This window comes from Streptosporangium carneum (assembly GCF_027922005.1).
Lineage (GTDB): Bacteria > Actinomycetota > Actinomycetes > Streptosporangiales > Streptosporangiaceae > Streptosporangium > Streptosporangium carneum.
Genome location: NZ_BSEV01000034.1, coordinates 57,260 through 74,014 on the forward strand (window position 1 = coordinate 57,260; position 16,755 = coordinate 74,014).

The window sequence follows — 16,755 nt, forward strand, 5'->3', positions numbered from 1 at the left end:
GTCCCGACGCCGCGCCGCCGGGACCGGCGCGCTCACCCCGCGACGCCCGTGACGCCCGTGACGAGATCGTGACCGTCGGCCCGTCCCGGGGATTGGACCGGTCCGCCGACGAGCCTCGTGAAAGAGCGGGAAGAGGTCGCGGACGCCTCATGAAGTAGCGCGCCGCCGTGACAACCGCTGAATTCGCAGCGTATGAGGCCGCCTTCAAGTCGTCGGCTTCAAAAGCCTTCGCCGAACGGCGAATAACCCGGCCATTCTCCCCGGAGCCGGGCGCTCCGGCTCCGCGAAACCGGGCGTGGTTCGGTTTTGTAATCACGAAAGATCGCACGATGGTCGTCTTCGTGTCCGGCGCTATGCTGGTCGTCCGAGGAAACTCTCCCACCACTTCCGCGGACGCAGCCCCAACCTGCCGCCACTCGGTCAGCCGCCGGTTCGGCCCGGCTGACTGCGAGCGTCGGCACGCGCTCGAGAACGCACAAGAAGGCGAGCATGCCGCTTTGCGGTCGCAAGCCCTGACGTGTTACCGAACCGAGGCGACTCCACACTCCTCAGGAGGACGTATGTCAAGAACTCCTGCGAACGCGCCGTCACCTTTCGTCGCGGAGTTGGAGCGACTTCTGGCGAAACGTCGTTTGTCGTGGCGAAGGCTGGCGGAGCTGGCGGGATATCACCCAAGCTGGTTAAGCAAGATCAGAAACGGTCGATTACCGTCGGCCGACGTGGTCAAGCGCTGTGACGAGGTGCTCGAGGCGGGCGGCACACTGATCGCGCTGGCGTCCACCGAGGGCGAGACCGGCCCGGCCCAGCTGCCCGCGGCGCCCGCCGGATTCGTCGGGCGCGACCGCGAACTGCGCCGGATGCGCGAGGTCCTGTCCAGGGAGACCCCGCTGATCGTGGCCATCGACGGTCCGCCCGGCGCGGGGAAGACCACCGCCGCGCTCTGCCTGGGGCACCGGGTCAACGGCCCCGAGGGAAAGCTCTACCCCGACGGGCAGCTCTACGTCGACCTGCACGGCTACTCACGCAAAAGGCATCCCGCACGTCCGGAGAACGTGCTGGAGGAGTTCCTGGTGGCGCTCGGGGTGCCCGCCCGCGACATCCCGGCGGGAGTCGAGCAGCGGGCGGCGCTGTACCGCTCGCTGCTGGCCTCCCGGCGGCTCCTGATCGTGCTGGACAACGCGGCCTCCTCGGAGCAGGTCCTGCCCCTGATCCCCAACGCCCCCGGGTGCGGCGTGGTGGTGACCAGCCGCAGAAGGCTGAACGGGCTGGCCATCCAGTTCGGCGTCGAACGGATCATGATCGGCTCGATGACCGAGGCGGAGTCGATCGCCGTGCTGCGAAAGGCGATCGGGGTGGCCCGCACCGAGGGCGAGTCCCTGTCCGCCCTGGCCGAACTGTGCGGGCACCTGCCGCTGGCGCTGCGCATCGCCGCCGAGCGGGTGGCCGCGCATCCGCACCGTCCTGTCAGCGAACTGGTGGACGAACTGGCCGCGGAGGAGCAGCGGCTGGACGGGCTGGCGACCGACGACTCGGTGCCTGTGCGGACGGTGTTCGAGTGGTCCTATCACGACCTCAGCGACGCGCAGGCGCGGATGTTCCGCCTGCTCGGCCTGCATGAGGGGCCGAACTTCAGCGTGGAGGCGGCCGCCGCGCTGGCCGGAGTGCCCGTCGTGCAGGCCCGGCGTCTGCTGGAGAAGCTCAGCGGTGTGCACCTGCTGGAAGCCGCGCCCCACGGCCGGTACCGCTTCCACGACCTGATGCGTCTGTACGCCGCCGAACGCGTGGAGGCCGAGGAGGACCCGGAGGACCGCGGGGCCTCGGTGCGCCGCCTGACCGACTGGTATCTGCACAGCTCGGCCGCGGGAGGCCGGGCCCTGGCCCCTTTCCGCCTGAACCCGCTGGAGTTGCGCCCGCCGGAACCCGGCTGTGTCCCCATGACGTTCGCCGACGACAAGGTCGCGTTGCGGTGGTTCGACATCGAGGCGCTCAACTTCATGGCGGTGGTGAGCCTGGCCATGGAGCACGAGCTGTACGACACCGTCTGGCAGACCGCCGTGGCCCTGTGGGACTACCTGCGCCTGCTGCGCAACCCCGGGCGACTGTGGGTGGACACCACCACGACGGCGCAGGAGGCGGCGCGCGCGGCGGGCAACAGCTACGCCGAGGGGTGGGTGGAGACCAGTCTGGCCGACGGATACCGCTGGCTCGGCCACTACGACCGGTCGCAGCAACTCTTCGAGCACGCCCTGACCATCCGCCAGCGCATCGGAGACCGGCACGGTCAGGCGTGGGCCCTGGCGGGCTCGGGCTTTCTCGCCATCGACCGGGGACGGCTGGAGCATGCCCTGCGGTACGCCCAGGAGGCCCTGCTGGTCTTCCGGGAGATAGGGGACCGGCACGGCGAGGCGTCGGCCCTGTTCACCGTGGCCGACGCCTATCACGGATGGCAGCGGTACGACGAGGCGCTCCAGACCCTCGAGGACTCGTTCAGGATCTTCGACGAGATCGGGAACCACGACGGTCAGGGACTGATCCTGGTCAAGATGGCCGAGGTCCACATCGCTCGCGGTGAGCATCAGCAGGCCCTGAGCCATCTCGACCGTTCGTTGCAGGCCCGCCGTCTCGCGGGTTCTCGATGGGGGGAGGCGGACGGCCTGGCCCGGCGGGGCTACACCCTGCAGGTCCTCGGCCGCCCGCAGGACGCCCGCGAGTCCTGGGAGGCCGCGCTGGCGTTGTACGACGAGGTCAACGATCCGCGGGTGACCGACATCCGCGCCTACCTGCGGGGAGACGCCGTCGACCTCAGAGCGAACGTCCTATCGCGACCTGGCTGGTGACCGGACGGGGGTGAAGGTGACCGGGAGGTCGTACAGCCCGCGCAGGACGAAGCTCGGCTGCCGGTGAAGCCGTTCGGCGGAGACGGCGAGGGACAGGTCGGGCAGGCGGCGGAAGAGGGTCTCCATCGCGATGCCGCCCTCCAGGCGTGCCAGCGGCGCGCCGAGACAGTAGTGGAGGCCGTGTCCGAAACCCAGGTGCGGATTGTCCGAACGGGTCACGTCGAGCCGGTCGGGCTCGTCGAACCGGTCGGGGTCCCGGTGGGCCGCGGCCAGGGAGATCACCACCGGTTCGCCGGCGGGGATCGGCGTTCCGCCGATCGTCACCGGCCCGGCGGTGAAACGCCAGGCCGCCAGTTCCATCGGCCCGTCGTAACGGAGGACCTCCTCCACGGCCGAACTCCACAGGTCGGGCCTGTCGCGCAGCAGGAGGAGCTGGTCGGGGTTCTCCAGCAGCGCGAGCGTCGCGTTGGCGATGAGGCCGACCATTCCCTCGTGGCCCGCGATCAGCAGCAGGAAGAGCATGGACAGCAGCTCGGTCTCGCTGAGCCGGTCCTCACCGGCGGTGACCAGCGCGCTGACCAGATCGTCGCCCGGCGCGCGACGCTTGGCCGCGACCAGCGCCCGCAGGTAGTCGTCCGGGCTCCGCGGCGGGACGGCGTGCGCGCCGTTCCCCTCCGGCTCGGAGACGACGGCGTTGGACGTCCACTGCCGGAAGAGGTCTCTGTCCCGCGTGGGTATGCCCATCACCTCACAGATGACAGTGGTCGCCAGCGGGTAGGCGAAGTCCGCGACGAGGTCGGCGTGTCCTCGCGCCTGGACGGCGTCGATGAGCGAGTCGGCGATCTCCTGCACGCGCTCGCGCATGGCCTTCGCCCGGCGCTGGGTGAAGGCGGCGGAGACCAACCGGCGCAGCCGGGTGTGGTCGGGCGCCTCCCTGGTGAGGAGATGGACTCCCAGGTGCGCCCCGTCCTCCAGCTTGCGGCCGCGATCCGACTCCTGCCACCAGGGGCCCGCGACCCGCGGGTCTCTGCTCAGAAGGGGATCGGCCAGCGCGGCCCGGGCGTCGTCGTACCGTGTCACCAGCCAGCAGTGCAGGCCGTCACGGAGCACCACCTTGCTGACCGGTTCTTCCTGACGAAGCCTCGCCCACACGGGATAGGGGTCGGTCTCGCACCCCTGCCCCAGTAGCTCCGCCTTCTTCTTGTTCATTCGCCTACCCCTCGCCTCTGCGAACTCGTGCGGTGAAACCTTTGGTCCAGGCGGACTTCCCTGAGGATCAGTCGGGACTCCTGGGAGTCCGCCTGTGTTCTTCGGACGCCGGCGTCCTTCGGACGCCGACGGGAGAACCGCCGGCCCCCTCCCCGTGGAGGAGGCGCGGCGAACTCGGGCGCGGGGGTCATCGGCCCGGGCTTGTCGAGCGGCCGGGATCAGGGGCGTCGTGAAGCCGAGCCGCGGCTCACGGCTTCTCCGGCACCTTGATCCTGCCTTCGGCTATCTCTTTCTCAAGGGCGTTCAGCTCGTCCGCGATGTCGTCGACCTCACCGCCGGACGTGGTGTAGCCGACTCCCCGGTTGGACAGGTCGTAGATCCTGGTGCCGGCGCTGAACCGGCCGGCCTTGACCTGGGCGGCGAAGTCGAAGACCGCGACGTCCACACGCTTCACCATCGAGGTGAGGATGTGGTCGCGCACCGCGGCCAGGCCGGGCTGGTTGTACTGGTCGGAGTCCACTCCGATCGCCTGCTTCCCGGTGGCCGCCGCCGCTTCGATCACGCCTGTCCCGGTGGCCCCGGCGGAGTGGAATATGACGTCCGCGCCCTTGTCGAACTGGCCCTTGGCGGCTATCCCGCCCTTCGCGGGGTCTCGAAAACCGGAGAAGTCCGGGGCCTGGGTGATGTATTTGACCAGAACGTCGACGCCGGGGTCGATTTTTTTCGCCCCCGCGGTGTAACCCGCCTCGAATTTCTGGATCTCGGGGCTTTCCATTCCTCCGACAAAGCCGATTCTTTTCGTTTTCGACTTCAGGGCCGCGGCCGCCCCCACCAGAAAGGAGCCCTGTTCGACGGCGAAGGTCAGGCGGCTGACGTTCGGCTGGTTCGTCGGGTCGCCGTCGATCACGGCGAAACGGACGTTCGGGTGCCGCGAGGCGGCCTGGTCGATGACCTTGCTGTAGGAGAAGGTCATCCCGATGATCGGATCGTGTCCCGAGTCGATGAGCGCCTCGACCAGCTGGGTCTTCTCCCCGTCTGTCGCGTCCGCCTTCGTCTCCACTCCCTTGACCGGGATCCCGAGGTCCTTCTCCACCTTTTCCAGGCCGAGGTGGGCCAGGTCGTTGTACGAGAAGTCTCCCAGGCCGCCCGCGTAGAGGAGGCCGACCTTGGGCGAGGCCTTTCCCGCAGGCCTTTCGTTCGCAGACGGGACGCTCTGGGTGCACCCGGCGAGGGCCAGCGTCGTCAGAGACGCCGTCAGGGCAACCGTGGTCCGTAGCGTGCGAAGCACAGTTAAAGCTCCTTTTGAGTGACTGGGGGAGTCGTCGACCCGGAGATCACGGAGCCGGTCGGCGCGGCTCGCGTGCCGCAGGACTCCGGCGGCCGTGATCTGCGCGGTCGGAGTCTCGCGGGACACTGGTTGCGCGGCAGACGCTCAAAAGGGATTCCCAATTGTGGTTGACGACCGAATCCGACGCTCAACGAACTGTCATCGGTGACGGCCCGTCACCGGGAGTGCGGTTTGAACGGGCTGTTCGCGTGCTGTGGAAAGATTTAAGGCGGCCCCATTTTTGCCCGAGGCGGAGGGAGCGGTCAAGTCGGCGCCGGAAGGCGGATATCGACGGCCGGCGTCCGTTTTTTTCCCGCCGGTCGGCGCGTGCCCGGAGAGACCGCGCACGGACGACCCGATTTCGGTCCGCCACGCGGGCGGCCGTCCTGGACAGAGGAGAACGCGACAGGCCAGGGAGACGGTCTTCGAACACTGCGCTCTCCTTCGGACCGGGTGAATTCGGGTGGGACAGAACAGGCGGTGCTCCAAAGTTCCGATGTATCTCCTGCCCGGGGAAATCGAATGAAAGAGTCCGGACAGGACCGCCGCCCGCCGGGAATCGCCTGGTCGTGTCCACCGGCCCGTCGTCCCTCGCCCCGCGGGGCGACCGGGCGTCCGGACGCCGCGAGGACGGTCGTGAGCACGGGGCGCACCGCCCGGCGTCCGGACCCGCCCCGGTCCGCGGCCGGTCACGACGCCTTCGTGACGCGCCGCCGGCTTCCGCGCCGCCGGGAAACCTGTCGAAAGACAGTGCCGCGGTCACCGATCGGCAGATGTGTCGTCAACCGGCCCGTCAATAGCGTGTGATCGACGACATGGACGTACGCGGGAGAAGCAGTGATCACACTCAGAGGATTGACCAAACGTTACGGTGAGAAGACGGCGGTCGACAATATTTCGCTGGACATCGCTCCGGGGAAGGTCACCGGCTTCCTAGGCCCCAACGGAGCCGGGAAATCCACGACGATGCGGATGATCCTCGGCCTGGACAAGCCCACCTCGGGGCAGGCGCTCGTCTCCGGCAAGCCGTACACGACGTTGCGCCATCCGGTTCGCGAGGTCGGCGCGCTCCTGGAGGCCAGGTCGGTGCATCCGGGGCGCAGCGCCCGCAACCATCTGCTGGCCATGGCCCGCACGCACAGCATCTCCGCCAAGCGGGTGGACGAGGTGCTGCAGACCGTGGGCCTGTCGGAGGTGGCGAACAAGCGCGCGGGCTCGTTCTCCCTGGGGATGGGCCAGCGGCTGGGCATCGCGACCGCCCTGCTGGGTGATCCTCCGATCCTCATCCTGGACGAACCGGTCAACGGCCTCGACCCCGACGGGGTGCGCTGGGTGCGCGACCTGACGCGCAGGCTCGCCGCGGAGGGACGGACCGTCTTCCTGTCCAGCCACCTCATGAGCGAGATGGAGCTGACCGCCGATCACCTCGTGGTCATCGGCAAGGGCAGGCTCCTGGCGGACCTGCCGATGACCGAACTCATCGCCAAGAGCTCCCGTCACGTGGTGAGGCTGCAGAGCCCGCAGATCAGGGGACTGGATCTGCTGTGCTCCCGGCTCACCGCCGAGGCGGCCGACGTGCAGTGGACGGGGGACGGCGAAATCCTCATCAGGGGCGCCAGCGCCTCCCGCGTCGGCGACCTCGCTCACGAGATAGGACTGCGGTTGCACGAGCTCACATTGATCAGCGCCTCCCTCGAGGAGGCCTACATCGAACTCACCTCCGGAAGCGTCGAGTTCGGCACGTCGTCTGCCCGGTCGCAGCCCCCCGGGTTCGGCGGCCGCCACGAGAAGGCTGAGGTCCTGTGATGACGGTGGCGATGCCTGGGCGGCTGCCCGCAGCCAAGAGGTCGGACGGCGGGCTCAAGGGAGCGGTCGCCTCGGAGTGGACCAAGTTCTGGAGCGTCCGGGGGACGATGTGGACGTTGCTGGCGGGGACGGCACTGCTGCTGGGCGGTGTGGCACTCGCCGCGATCTCCACCCGGTCGCAGCACGAGGACGGCACGACGGACGCGTTCACCAGCTCGGCCCCGTTCGTCGGAGCCACGGCCGTCGCCTTCCTGGCACAGTGGGCGGTGGCCGTCCTGGGCGTCATGGTGATCACATCCGAGTACTCCACCGGGACCATCCGTGCGACGACGCAGTGGGTGCCGAACCGGGGGCGCGTGCTGCTGGCGAAGGTGCTGCTCCTCGTCCCCGTCCTGTTCGTGCTGGGGCTCGTGTTCGGAGGAGCGGCGCTGATCCTGTCGGACATCGGGCTCGGTGAGTACGGCGAGCCGTACACCGACGCGGCCGCCTACGACACGGTCATCGGGATCGCCCTGTACATGCCGATGCTCGGTGTCTTCGCGCTCGGTCTGGGGACTCTCCTGCGCAACGTGGCGGGCGCGATCTCCGTGCTCTTCGTGATCCTGCTGATCGTGCCCATCCTGCTGCCGGGCCTCAACCTGGGCGCGATCGCGGACTACCTCCCGGGGGACGCGGGAGCGAACCTGATGCGTGCCAGCACCGGCGAGCCGTACGGCCAGGCGGTAGGCGGACTGATCATGCTCGGATGGACCTTGGCGTCGATCTACGCTGGATATGTGACTCTGCGCAGCAAAGACGCCTGACGTCACCGCCCTCTCACCACGCTCGCGATCCGCCGGGGATCGCGAGCGTTTCGGCGTCAGCCGATCTCGCCGACGAGTCCCGCCTCGTAGGCGATGATCGCGGCCTGCACGCGGTTGCGGACGTTCAGCTTGGTCAGGATGGTGCTGACGTAGACCTTCACCGTTCCCTCCACCAGGAACAGGCGCCGGCCGATGTCGGCGTTGGACAACCCGGCGCCGAGCAGGGCCAGCACCTCACGCTCGCGGTCGGTGAGCACGCCGACCTGGCGGACGATGGCGTCGCCGCGCGCCCGGCGCTCGCCCCCGAACGAGTTGATCACTCGTGCGGCCACCTTGGGCGACAGGCACGCGCCGCCCTCGGCCACCGCGTGCACACCGTTGATCAGTTCGTGGGGGTTCCCCGACTTCAGCAGGAAGCCGTTGGTGCCGATGCGAAGCGCTCGCGTGATGTACTCGTCCTGGGAGAACGTGGTCAGCATGACCACACCGGTCTCCGGGACCGTCCGGCGGATCTCCTCGGCCGCGCTGAGCCCGTCCATCTTCGGCATCTGGATGTCGATCAGCGCGACCTGCGGCCGGTGACGTCGCACCAGCTCGACCGCCTCGGCGCCGTCGCAGGCCTCGCCGACGACCGAGATGCCCGGGTCGGAGGCGAGAATCCCGCTGATCCCCACCCGGACCATGGTCTCGTCGTCGGCCAGCACCACTCGGATCATCAGTGCTCCTCCGATGAGGGGTTGGGGGCGAGAGCGTCCTTGTCCGCGAGGCGGTCGCCCACGAAGCAGAGCCGGTACACGGAGGTCGAGCCGAACAGGAAATGGCTCGACCAGTAGTAGGAGCATACGGCTCCGGCAGGCCGGGGCGGCTCCGTGACGGGGGTCGGGCTCTCGGCGAACGCGTGCGCCGGAAGGCTGGGGGCGATCTCCTCATGGGACTGGCCGATCGTCATGCGGTCGAACACGCTGGGGTCCAGCACGGATGTCAGGTTCTGGTAGGCGAACCCCAGCAGGGCGAGCAGGAGAAGGGCGGTGAAGGCCAGCGGCAGGGCGAACGCCAGCAGGAACCCGCGACGGGCGCGCCGCCGCTGCACGTTCTCCAGCAGCGTCACAGTCGCCTCGGGGGAGGGATCGGCGCCCTCGTGCCGGAGGGCGTCCGAGGTCGCGCGATGCGGCGCCCACGCCTCGACCGTGAACTCGCGGTCCGTCCGCCGGTAGGCGATGGAGCCGCCCACCAGCCGCATTCTCTCCCGGAGCCCCAGCAGGCCGCGGCCCCCGCTGGCGACGTGGGGCGGCGGGCTGGAAGGCGGCCCGTTCGTCACCGTCACCCCGGTCCGGTCCTCCTCGTGGAGGAGACGGACGACGACCTCGGCGCCCGGGGCGTGCTTGGCGGCGTTCGTCAGCGACTCCTGCACCACGCGGTAGACGGCGCGGTCCACCAGGCCGGGAATGTCCCCCGCCTGTCCCTCGCTGCGGAGCACCACCGTCATGCCCGAGGCGTTCGCCCGCTTGACCAGGTCCTTGATGCTCTCGTCGGCCGGGGTGTTCGGCACCTGGTCCGACTCGTCGCGCAGAACCCCGATGATCTCCTGAAGGCGTTCGGTCGCGGTGCTGGCGGCCGTCCGGAGCCGTTCGGCCACGAGGCGGTGGCGCTCCTCCAGCGTGGTGTCGACCTCCAGGACGCCCGCCTGCAACGCGATGAGGCTCAGCTCGTGACCGAGCGAGTCGTGCATGTCCCGCGCGATGCGGGCGCGTTCCAGCAGCCGGGCCTGGTCGGCGATGATGCGCTGTTCGCGCTCCATCTGCCGGGCGCGCTCCCATCCGCCCACGACGAGCGCCCGGTGCTGAACCCGGTAACGTCCGACGAGCCAGGGGAACACGGTGACGAACGGCATCGTGGCGATGTCGTAGATCCACAGCTGGGGCGACGGACTGAAGGCCACGCTGATCAGGACGGCGCCGGAGACGATCGCGGAGATGCCTCCCAGCGCCTGCCACAGGCCGTTCACGCGCCGGCTCGACAGGTAGCTCGCGACCATGACCGCGATGGTGTAGCGATCGACGGGGCTGAGCGGGTCGAACGCGGTCAGCGCGGCGCAGACGGCCAACGTGGCCAACGGCCAGCGGCGGTTGACCGCCGCCGCCACGGCCAGCGCCGCCAGCGGCAGGACCAGCTGCGACCACACGTCGCCGCCCACCCCGCTGTCCAGCGCCCACAACAGGACGGGAGCGGACATCAGCGACCACAGCAGAACGGCTTGCGTGACAGGTCCTTGCCGTGACCGCCCGGTGAGGAACCGGAGCATCCTTTCCCAAGGTGATCTATTCACGGGAGGAACGCTATCCAGCGTTCGGAGGAACCTCCACCGCTCCGCTACAGGGCGGGAATCCGGGGAGAACCGGCGTCACCCGACGGCGACGCGAGATCGCCCCGCATCAGACCGCTGCCCTCGGGAGCCGCGGCCGGGTCCGATCCGATCTCCACTGGCCGGTTCCTGTCGTCGACGAACACCACGTGCGGGGTGAACGCCTTGGCGTCCTCCTGCGGAACCGAGGCGTAGGCGATGACGATGACAAGGTCACCGGGGGAGACCAGGCGGGCGGCCGCCCCGTTGATGCCGATCACCCCCGTTCCCGGCGGCCCGGCGATGACGTACGTCGTCAGGCGCGCGCCGTTGTCGATGTCCACGACGTCCACCTGCTCGCCGGCGACCAGGTTGGCGGCCTCCATCAGGTCGCTGTCGACGGTCAGCGATCCGACGTAGTGCAGATCCGCCTGCGTGACGGTCGCTCGGTGGATTTTTGATTTCATTAATGTCAGGTACATGGGTTCCCTGTTTGGGTGGGACCGTCGTCCGGTCAGGGCCGATGGGCGCATGAATGTGGGCGCATTAATGTCCGCCTGAATTTTATCAGTGCCTCCCGAGGAGGGCACTCGATTAAGCTCCCGCGAAAAGATACAGTTGGGTCGCCGTGGCCTGGCCGGACGTGCGCAATGGTTTCGTTTACGTCCTTGACTGGCCGATTAAGTGCTGGATAGCTTGATGTCCGCGAGCTGGCAGGGCGTCGTGCCCGGGGCGTGCGCGCCTGATCCCATCGGCTCCGAATCATTCCGCGCTTTTCTCCGGTTGTTTTATCCGACGGCCGTTAATTCATGGCCTCGTGATTCTTCTGGACGTGGTGTCGGCAGGAAGGGAAGTGCGATCCGTGTCCGATCTGTTGAATGCCTCCGATGTCGTGTCGCTGATGCGAGGACATGTGCTCGCGGCAGGCGGAAAGCCTTCGGTGATCATGGTTGCGGATCCCGGGAAAGAGGACGGCGCGCAGTCGTTGTCGTACGCGGAGCTGGATGAGAGGGCCCGGGAGATCGCGGTGTGGCTGCTGCGACGCCAGGAGCCCGGAGGCCGAGTGCTGCTCCTCTACCCGACAGGCCTCAACTTCGTCGCGGCCTTCTTCGGCTGCCTGTACGCGGGCATGGTCGCGGTCACCGCGCCGATGCCCGGCGGCTACCGTCACAACCGCAGACGGGTGGCGGCGATCGCGGCCGACTGCGGCGCCTCCACGGTGCTCACCGACCGCGCCCACCTGCCGGAGGTCCGCGAGTGGGCGGAACACCAGAACCTGACCGGGCTCGTGCTGCGGACGACCGACGAGGGCGGGCTCGGCGACGCGGACGAGTGGAGGACGCCGGAGCTGGGGCGTGACACGATCGCGCTGCTGCAGTACACCTCCGGATCCACCGACACGCCGAAGGGCGTGATGGTGACCCACGGCAACCTCCTGCGCAACGTGGAGAGCTACGGAGCCGTCTACGGCTTCGACGAGTCCACCCGTTCGGGGGCATGGATCCCGCTCTACCACGACATGGGGCTCATGGGGCAGTTGCTGCCGCCGCTGTTCTTCGGCGGCGCGTGCGTCCTGATGGCCTCCACACTGTTCGTCAAGCGTCCCTACCTGTGGCTGCGCCTGATCGACGACTACGACGTGCACTGGTCGGCCGCCCCGAACTTCGCCTACGAGCGGTGCGTGCAGCAGGTCACCGACGAGGAGCTGGCCCGGCTCGACCTGTCCCGCTGGCGCTTCGCGCACAACGGCTCCGAGCCCGTCAACGCCGCCACCCTCAGGGCCTTCGCCGAACGCTTCGCCCCCGCGGGACTCAGGGAGGAGACCCTGATCCCCTGCTACGGCCTCGCCGAGGCCACCCTCTTCGTCTCCGGCGGAGTGAGCGGCGCCCAGGCCCAGCGGGTCGACCCCGACCTGCTGGAGCGCCATCGTTTCGTGCCGGTGCTTCCCGACGCGCCGGGCCGGGAGATCGCCGGCTGCGGGCCGGTCCACGACTTCGACGTCCGCATCGTCGATCCGGACAGCGGCCGGGTGCTGTCCGAGGGGGAGGTCGGCGAGATCTGGTTGCGCGGAGAGAGCGTCGCGGCGGGCTACTGGCACAACGAGGAGGCCACGCGCGCCACGTTCGGAGCGGTCACCGCGGACGGGGAAGGCGGCTTCCTGCGCACCGGTGACCGCGGAGTCCTCCACCGGGGCGAGCTCTACGTGACCGGCCGGATCAAAGAAACGATCATCATGTACGGGCGGAACCTCTACCCGCACGACATCGAGCAGGAACTACGGGCCCAGCATCCGGAGCTCGGCAGCGTCGGCGCCGTCTTCACCGTACCGGTGCCGACAACGGACGGGGCCGGTGTCGAGGAGATGCTCGTCGTGACCCACGAGATCGACAAGCGGCCGGAACCCGAGGTCATGCGCAGGATCGCCCGCGACATGAAGCAGACGGTCTCCCGGGAGTTCGGGGTGGGAGTGGCCGAGGTGGCGCTGCTGCGGCGAGGCGGCGTCCAGCGCACGACCAGCGGGAAGATCCAGCGGCTGGCGATGCGCAGGCTCTTCCTCGACGCCGAGCTGGGCGCGCTCTACCAGGACGAGAACCCTCGGCTGCGCGCCGCGCTGAGCCGCACCGCCGCGGAGGCGTCCCGATGACGGCCGCGCGGCTGGAGTCGCTGCTGCGAAGCGCCCCGTTCGCGCCGGCCCGCCTGGCCGAGCTCGACCTGCGCGAGGAGTTTCCCGAGGAGGCCTGTGACGCGCTGGACGCCTTCGGCCTGAACCGGTACTACGTCCCGGTCCGCCACGGCGGGCTGCTGGCGGATTTCCCCGAGCTGACGCGGATGCTGAGGGCCGTCGCCGGATGCGATCTCACCGTCGCGGTGGCGCACGCCAAGACGTTGCTCGGCGCGGTGTCCGTGTGGGTGGCGGGCGACCCCGAGCAGGCCGGGAGGCTCGCCGCGCGGATTCTCGACGGCTCCGTCGTCGCCTGGGGGCTCACCGAGCGCGACCACGGCGGCGATCTGCTGGCCGGGGAGCTGACCGCGACGAGGGACGGCGAGGGGTGGCGGCTCGACGGAGAGAAATGGCTGATCAACAACGCCACACGGGGCGACCAGATCTGCGTGCTCGCCAGAACCGAGCCGCGGGGCGGTCCGCGGGGCTTCAGCCTGTTCCTGGTGGACAAGACGAGGCTCCCGGCCGACGCCTGCCGCCCCCTTCCCAAGGTGCTCACGCACGGTGTCCGCGGAGCCGACATCAGCGGGATCGTCTTCCACGCCGCCCCGCTCGCCGGTGACGCCCTCGTGGGCGGGACCGGGCAGGGGACGGAGACGGTGCTCAGGTCGCTGCAGCTGACCAGGACGATGTGCTCGGCCCTGTCCTTGGGCGCCGCCGACCACGGCCTCCGCCTCGCCGCGGACTTCGTGCGCGGGCGCGAGCTCTACGGCCGCTTCCTGGCGGACCTGCCGCGGGTGCGCCGCATCCTGGGAAGGGCGGTCGCGGCGCTGCTGACCGTGGAGGCGGCGAGCACGGTGGCGGCGCGCAGCCTGCACGCCCTGCCCGGGGAGATGAGCGTCGTCTCGGCGGTGACGAAGGCGTTCGCGCCGACGGCGGTGCAGCAGGTCCTCGACAGGCTCGGCGAGCTGCTCGGCGCCAGGGGGTTCCTCACCGGTGTCTACGCCGAGGGCATGTTCGCCAAGCTCGAACGCGATCACCGCATCGTGGGCATCTTCGACGGCAGCACCCCGGTCAACAGGTACGCGTTGATCAACCAGTTCCCACGCCTGGCGAGGGCCTACCGCGCCGCCCGATGGAACGGCGACGGCCTGGCCGAGGCGACGAGGCTCGACGCCCCCCTCGGCGACCTCGACCTGTCTCGGCTGACCATGCTGTCCGCCGAGGGCTGCAGCGTGGTCCAGGCGCTGCCCCAGGCCGTGCGGCAGGTCGAGGAGCTGGCCACGCGGGACCCGGCGCACGGGGACGTGGCCGGCCTCGCCCTGCGGCTGGCCGCCGAGGCGGACGAGCTCCACCGGGAGCTGGCGGAACACGTTCCGAGGACTGTCCAGGCGCCCGCCTCCGCGTTCCGGCTCGCCGAGCGGTACGAACTGCTCTTCGCCGGGGCCGCGGCGCTGTGGCTGTGGCTCGGGGCCTCCGAGCGCCGGCAGGACGGACCGCTGTGGCGGGACGCGCTGTGGTTGCGCGGCTGCCTGGTCTGGGTGCTGTCCGCCCTCGGGGCGGAGAACGCCTCGCAGGACCAGGAGGTCTGGGACCTGCTGGCCGAGCAGCTGCTCGGCGCGGACTCCGGAGTGCTCTCGCCGTTCGGTCGGGCACGAGCCGCCGCGCCGGCCGGGGCGCGCACCGGTGTGGAAGGGACGACGCCATGAACGCGCGTGGCCGTATGGAGAAGCTGGAGCAGTCGCTCGGCGACCCCGCCGACCCCGGCTCGCCCCTCGGGTTCGCCGCGATCCTCGCCGCCGACGAGCGGGCCGAGATGTTCGCCGAAGGCGAGCGGGCGCTGGACGCCTACGGGCTGAACGCCGAGTTCGTCCCGCCGGAGTACGGCGGCCGGCTGACCAGGCTGGACGACCTGGCGGAGATCATGCAGTCGGTGTACCGCCGGGATCCGTGTCTGGGGCTCGGCTACGGGACCAGTTCGTTCATCGCCGCGGTGAACGTCTGGACCTCCGCGGACGACGAGCACCGCCGGACCGTGGCCGGTCTCCTGCTGGGCAACCGGAGGGTGGCGAGCGCCTACCACGAGCTCGCGCACGGTAATGACATGGGCAGGACCGAGTTCGAGGCCATGCCCGGCCGGGGCGGGCTCGTGCTCAACGGCCGCAAGGAAGTGGTCACCAACATCCAACGCGCCGACGCCCTGGTCATGTTCGCGCGCACCGATCGCAGGCAGGGAAGCCGGAGCCATTCGCAGATCCTCGTGGAGAAGGAGGGACTGGCGGAGGGAGGCCTGCGCTACCTGCCGAGGTTTCCCAGCGTCGGCATGCGCGGCGTGCAGCTCGGCGGTGTGGAGTTCCGGGACTGCCTGATCCCCGGCGACAGCGTCCTGGGCACCGCGGGCCACGGCCTGGAGGTGGCGATGCGCTCCTTCCAGATCACCCGGACGCTGCTGCCCGCGATGATGGTCGGCATCCTGGACACGGGCCTGCGCACGGCCGTCGGGCACGCGCTGTCCCGGAGACTGTACGGAGGGGTCGCCGCCGATCTCCCCGAAGTGCGCTCCACCCTTGTCGGAGCCTTCGCCGACCTGTTGGCGTGCGACTGCTTCGGCCTGGTCTGCGCCCGGGCGCTGCACCTGCTTCCCCGGCAGACCAGCGTGCTGGCGGCGGCCGCGAAGTACGCGATGTCCGGCGTCATGTCCGAGGCCATGCACCGGCTCTCGATCGTGCTCGGGGCGCAGTCGTATCTCCGCGAGGGCGAGAACGGGATCTTCCAGAAGCTGATGCGCGACCTGCTTCCGGTGGGCTTCGGGCACGCGGCGCGGGCGGCGTGCCAGATGACGATCCTGCCGCAGCTGCCCATGCTGGCCCGCCGGTCCTGGTCGACGGCCGATCCGGCGCCCGCGGGACTGTTCCGGCAGGACGCGGACCTCCCGCCGGTGCCCTTCGCACAGCTGTCCGTCACCGCGGGCGGCCAGGACAGTCTCAGCGCGGGGCTGGCCGGCGTGCTGGAGGCGACGTCGGCCGGAGCCGACAGGGACGAACGAAGGGTCCGCGACCTGGCCGGGCGGTTCCTCGCGGAGCTCCGCGAGCTGACCGAGACGTGCGCGGACCTGCCGCCGGGCGAGCGTACGTTCGCAGCCGGCTCCGACGCCTACGACCTGGCCTCACGGTACACCGCGGTCCTGATGGCCGCCGCCTGCCTGGAGACGTGGCGGCACAACCGCGACGACCCGTTCCTGGGGAATCCGGCCTGGCTGATCGCGGCGCTGGGCAGGCACGCCGGGCGTCTGGACGGCCGGACGCCGGAGCTGCCCGAGGACGTGGAGAAGACCCTCTACGCCGAGTTGCTCGACCGCCACGAGAAGGGCGTGAGCTTCGGCCTTTCGAGCAGGCGGTTCGCCGGCGGCAGCCGGTGAGACCGTCCGCGACCAACCACCGAACGAAGGAGAGGAACGTGGCAGAGCCTTTGACCGGCGAGTCGGCCGACGTCCTGCGCACCTGGCTCGCCGAGCGGATCGCCGTCTTCGTCCGCCGGCCGGCGGCGGAGATCGACCACGACGTCCCGCTGGGGGAGTACGGCCTGGACTCCATCGCCGCCGTCGGTTTCATCGCGGAGGTCGAGGACCACCTGGACCTCGTCCTGGACCCGACCGTCCTGTGGGACCACCCGACCGTGAACGAGCTCGACGCCGTCCTCAGGGAGAGGATCGCGTCCGCTTCGGACGTCGACGAATCTGCGTGAGCCTGTCGTCCCCTGCGAAGAGAATG

12 protein-coding genes are annotated in these 16,755 nt (G+C 69.8%); 7 read left to right on the top strand and 5 right to left on the bottom strand.

The window, feature by feature from the left end; all coding sequences use genetic code 11:
- Nucleotides 1-560 precede the first annotated feature (560 nt).
- Nucleotides 561-2,837: an ATP-binding protein gene (locus PKF00_RS39400; protein WP_271222857.1), complete on the top strand. Its 2,277-nt coding sequence runs from the start codon at nucleotides 561-563 to the stop codon at nucleotides 2,835-2,837.
- Here PKF00_RS39400 and PKF00_RS39405 read toward each other — a convergent pair.
- On the bottom strand, nucleotides 2,817-4,046 hold the full coding sequence (locus PKF00_RS39405; RefSeq protein WP_271222858.1) for a cytochrome P450 family protein: 1,230 nt from the start codon (nucleotides 4,044-4,046) through the stop codon (nucleotides 2,817-2,819). The two genes, PKF00_RS39400 and PKF00_RS39405, sit on opposite strands and share 21 nt — an antisense overlap.
- A 247-nt stretch (nucleotides 4,047-4,293) precedes the next feature.
- A complete protein-coding gene (locus tag PKF00_RS39410; protein ID WP_271222859.1) occupies nucleotides 4,294-5,460 on the bottom strand; it encodes a BMP family lipoprotein in 1,167 nt (388 codons plus the stop codon).
- A gap of 750 nt (nucleotides 5,461-6,210) precedes the next feature.
- On the opposite strand from PKF00_RS39410, the gene PKF00_RS39415 reads away from it, so the two are divergent.
- Nucleotides 6,211-7,179 carry an ABC transporter ATP-binding protein gene (locus PKF00_RS39415; protein WP_271222860.1) on the top strand — a complete coding sequence of 323 codons (969 nt, stop codon included), beginning with the start codon at nucleotides 6,211-6,213 and terminating at the stop codon, nucleotides 7,177-7,179.
- Nucleotides 7,179-7,982 (top strand): hypothetical protein, encoded by an 804-nt coding sequence (locus PKF00_RS39420; protein WP_271222861.1) that lies wholly within the window; start codon nucleotides 7,179-7,181, stop codon nucleotides 7,980-7,982. The genes PKF00_RS39415 and PKF00_RS39420 overlap by 1 nt, the downstream gene beginning before the upstream one ends.
- Nucleotides 7,983-8,038: 56 nt before the next feature.
- Here PKF00_RS39420 and PKF00_RS39425 read toward each other — a convergent pair whose 3' ends face one another.
- From PKF00_RS39425 to panD, 3 genes are all read right to left on the bottom strand, one after another.
- The gene (locus PKF00_RS39425) at nucleotides 8,039-8,698 is read right to left on the bottom strand and encodes a response regulator (protein ID WP_271222862.1); all 660 of its coding nucleotides are present in this window, start codon (nucleotides 8,696-8,698) and stop codon (nucleotides 8,039-8,041) included.
- Nucleotides 8,698-10,215: a sensor histidine kinase gene (locus PKF00_RS39430; protein WP_271222863.1), complete on the bottom strand. Its 1,518-nt coding sequence runs from the start codon at nucleotides 10,213-10,215 to the stop codon at nucleotides 8,698-8,700. Before PKF00_RS39430 ends, PKF00_RS39425 begins: the two co-directional genes overlap by 1 nt.
- Nucleotides 10,216-10,352: 137 nt before the next feature.
- Complete coding sequence (panD, locus tag PKF00_RS39435; RefSeq protein ID WP_271222864.1) at nucleotides 10,353-10,805, bottom strand: aspartate 1-decarboxylase; 453 nt, start codon at nucleotides 10,803-10,805, stop codon at nucleotides 10,353-10,355.
- 464 nt (nucleotides 10,806-11,269) lie between these two features.
- Between panD and PKF00_RS39440 the strand changes: the two genes are divergently transcribed.
- From PKF00_RS39440 to PKF00_RS39455, 4 genes are read left to right on the top strand one after another with little or no spacing between them, the layout of a single operon-like run.
- The gene (locus PKF00_RS39440) at nucleotides 11,270-12,967 is read left to right on the top strand and encodes a fatty acyl-AMP ligase (protein ID WP_271222872.1); all 1,698 of its coding nucleotides are present in this window, start codon (nucleotides 11,270-11,272) and stop codon (nucleotides 12,965-12,967) included.
- Entirely contained in the window at nucleotides 12,964-14,694 is a 1,731-nt protein-coding gene (locus tag PKF00_RS39445) for an acyl-CoA dehydrogenase family protein (RefSeq protein WP_271222865.1), read from the top strand. Before PKF00_RS39440 ends, PKF00_RS39445 begins: the two co-directional genes overlap by 4 nt.
- Nucleotides 14,691-16,403, top strand: a complete 1,713-nt coding sequence (locus tag PKF00_RS39450) for an acyl-CoA dehydrogenase family protein (RefSeq protein WP_271222866.1) — start codon at nucleotides 14,691-14,693, stop codon at nucleotides 16,401-16,403. Before PKF00_RS39445 ends, PKF00_RS39450 begins: the two co-directional genes overlap by 4 nt.
- Before the next feature lie 38 nt (nucleotides 16,404-16,441).
- Nucleotides 16,442-16,729 (top strand): acyl carrier protein, encoded by a 288-nt coding sequence (locus PKF00_RS39455; protein ID WP_271222867.1) that lies wholly within the window; start codon nucleotides 16,442-16,444, stop codon nucleotides 16,727-16,729.
- Nucleotides 16,730-16,755 lie beyond the last annotated feature (26 nt).